Raw genomic sequence first — 2,339 nt, forward strand, 5'->3', positions numbered from 1 at the left:
ACTGGGCACGGTCGGATACATCGCGAAAGGTCTGGCCGTCGCCGCCATCGGGTTGCTGGTGATCCTCGCCGTCAGTCAATCCGAGCCCGATAAGGCCTCGGGACTCGACGGCGCCTTCAAAACCGTCGGCGCCCAACCCTACGGAGTGGCCCTCCTCGTCGCGGCCGGCCTCGGCATCATCACCTACGGCCTCTACAGCTTCGCCATGGCCCGCTACGCCAAGATGTAGTCGGACACAGCGCCGCAGCAAGCCGGCGCGTGAGGCGCCTGCCGCGCTCGACAACCAGCCCGCCGCGAAGACCTTCGACGTGTCCTGTCACAGTCGCCGCTCCAAATTTGTGGAGTCTCGTCTCGGGTCGTCCCGACAGACACGACGCGGCCTAGGTATGACTAGGTGAATGTCGGTGTTCTCTGTGCGTCTCGCCGACGACTCTGAAGAGTGAACCCACCGCGCCGGCGGTGATGCGTGGCCGCCCAGGCCGCCTGGACCGCCTATGCAGCGAAAGGACTCTCCGTGCCAACTGACACCTCTGCGGTAGCCGGACGGGACCCTTCGGACAACGCGGACGCACAGCTACTGTCCGCCGCGGCAACACTCCTGGCCAAACAGCATGGTTGCAGCCAGGACGCCGCCTTTGATGCTCTCCTCGACATTGCCCGCCGCAACCACGCCAGCGTAGCCAACGCAGCCGAGCACGTCCTGTCCCGGCAATCGACCGTTGACGGCCGGAGAGAGCAGCAGGAACCCCGCCTTGCGGCCCCTCCGCGCCGTGCGGGTCCCATGACGCCGGCGGTGTTCAAATGAACAAGATGCCGCATTCGCCGCCCCTCGACGATCCCGCCACGCGCAGGGACAACGTCCCACGCGATTCCGGTGACTGGCAGGCGCGTGCCGCGTGCCGGGGAAACGATTGGGCAGTGTTCTTCTCACCCGACGCCGAACGCGGCCACGCCCGCGACCGACGCGAAGCGCAGGCCCGGCAGATCTGCCTGCCCTGCCCCGTGCTCGAGCAGTGCCGCGATCACGCGCTCACTGTGGGTGAACCCTATGGTGTGTGGGGTGGTATGACGGAAGCGGACCGACGAAGGCACACCAAGCGACTCCGCCGCGGTGAGCGCCGACCACTCGGTTCCCAGCACCCGCGGCCCGTGACCGCCGGCCCCGCCAATGCGACGGTCGACATTGACTCTTCAGCCACCGACCACCCGCAAACCGGTGGGGCGTTGAGGGGTCGCCCCACCGGCACGATCACGGGCACGATCACGGTGTTCTAGCTCAGACAGCCGGGATCTCCGCCGGCGTTGAAGTGTCGCACTTCTCCTTTCAGCCGGAATCGGTTCCCAAGCGGGATCGAGCCATACCGTGGTCACAAACGGTGAAGTCGCCGAACTCTGATCGAAGACACAGCGGCGGGCTGAAGGTTTGAGACACGGTTCGACGAGCCGATCCAGCCACGGGTTCAAGCTAAGCAAGCGCCGGTCACGAACCTTCGAGAGCCGACAATCAACCCGGAGGATGCCGGTGAAGTCCCCGTCCGGCACCCAGCTAGAAGTCGACCCCGTGGCCATCGAGCCACCGCGCGGGGGTGAACCACGGTGTATCGAGGTGATACTCCTTGTCGAGTGCGTCCAATATCGCATGCGCGTCCGCCCCGCGGTAACTTTCGTACATCCGAACATTGAGTCCTGAACGCTTTTTCACAGCATCGAACATAATGCCGTGGCGGAATAGCACCGTCGCGGAAGGACAAACTACGATATTGCCACCGCGGTCGGCCGCATCTCCGTCCACAACGTCCACGCACAACACCATGCGGGGATCTGTCGAGAGCACAACGAGCAGCAGATCCAGATCGTGGGGGTTCGTTACCCCGTGCCATGGCCTTCTCCCCTCCCCACCGCCGGCCACTACACAGTCGAGGGCCCGCCGCCACGGCCGCCCTTCGACGATATGCAAGCGGCCACCGGACCTCAGAGGCGGAAGCGGACAGTCCCCCGCCGACCCGGATTCGGAGTGGTGCGTCGTTCCGTGTTCGGTCGTCATACTCCCGGCGTGCCCGTGGGCATCCGTTCCGAAACATCGGAATTCCCCCGCTGGCCGGCTCCGCGAAGGCCTCCACTGAGCCCCGTCCCCACCCTCGCCGTGAACTTCTTCGCGTCGCCGCGCCCGTACGATTCCGTTCGCGGCGAGTCGGAAACTATCGAATGCGAGTCACCATCTCTGGGGACCCAAGTCACGCTGCCCGCGGCTGATCTGGGGGGCGGCGGATATCGCGCTCCCAGGCCCCGACTACTCCCAACACCCGCCATGGATGCGAGGGGGATCCGTAGGGATATGA

4 protein-coding genes are annotated in these 2,339 nt (G+C 65.5%); 3 read left to right on the forward strand and 1 reads right to left on the reverse strand.

Translation table 11 applies throughout. The features are described from left to right. The 3 genes from AC1D1G_RS44425 to AC1D1G_RS44435 form a co-directional block, all read left to right on the forward strand. The coding region (locus AC1D1G_RS44425; RefSeq protein WP_477956854.1) for a DUF1206 domain-containing protein at positions 1-229 on the forward strand (229 nt) is incomplete at its 5' end. Positions 230-514: 285 nt separating this feature from the next. Further along, a complete protein-coding gene (locus tag AC1D1G_RS44430) occupies positions 515-805 on the forward strand; it encodes an ANTAR domain-containing protein (RefSeq protein WP_477956855.1) in 291 nt (96 codons plus the stop codon). Further along, complete coding sequence (locus AC1D1G_RS44435) at positions 802-1,275, forward strand: WhiB family transcriptional regulator (protein WP_477956856.1); 474 nt, start codon at positions 802-804, stop codon at positions 1,273-1,275. The genes AC1D1G_RS44430 and AC1D1G_RS44435 overlap by 4 nt, the downstream gene beginning before the upstream one ends. A gap of 271 nt (positions 1,276-1,546) precedes the next feature. Here the strand turns inward: AC1D1G_RS44435 and AC1D1G_RS44440 are convergent, their stop codons facing one another. Next, positions 1,547-1,801 (reverse strand): hypothetical protein, encoded by a 255-nt coding sequence (locus AC1D1G_RS44440; RefSeq protein ID WP_317567368.1) that lies wholly within the window; start codon positions 1,799-1,801, stop codon positions 1,547-1,549. Positions 1,802-2,339: the final 538 nt, after the last annotated feature.

Source organism: Rhodococcus sp. P3_B8 (genome assembly GCF_056402775.1).

What these genes read in the sequence shown, in the direction of transcription:
- AC1D1G_RS44435 (WP_477956856.1), top strand. Translation starts at nt 802, where the DNA reads ATGAACAAGATGCCGCATTCGCCGCCCCTCGACGATCCCGCCACGCGC.